This is a genomic window from Umezawaea sp. NPDC059074, assembly GCF_042738955.1.
Taxonomy (GTDB): domain Bacteria; phylum Actinomycetota; class Actinomycetes; order Mycobacteriales; family Pseudonocardiaceae; genus Umezawaea.
Genome location: NZ_JBHYHC010000090.1, coordinates 36989 through 37443, shown reverse-complemented (window position 1 = coordinate 37443; position 455 = coordinate 36989).

Below are 455 nucleotides of genomic sequence, written 5' to 3'. Positions count from 1 at the left end.
TGTCGGGCTCAAAAGGCGGTCCAAAGAGAGTCCCGCCCGACCACAATTTTAAGGCCGAAATCCCCATGTCAAATCGGCCACGTTCCGTGGCCCGCGCCCGCCAGTCCCAGCGTGGTCACCAGTTTGCTGTGAGTTCCAGCGTGGTCACCAGCTGGTTGCCAGTCCCAGCCAGGTCGCCACCGACCCTGTGCCTGGGTGGTGGGCCACCACGGTGCCCCGGCGCCTGCTTGTGGTCACCATCTGCCCACCGACCCTGCGCCTGCCTGGTAGGCCACCACAGTGCCCCGGCGCCTGCTTGTGGGTCACCACTCAGTGGTCCTGCATGGTCGTGGGGGGGGGCCCCGCAAAGCCCAACGGGCCCCCCCAAACGGCGATGCAAGGAGATGTTTTTTTATTCGGTGTATTGTTTTGTGTGAGGGGTGTGTGTGTAACGCGCCGGCGACAAAAGAATATTG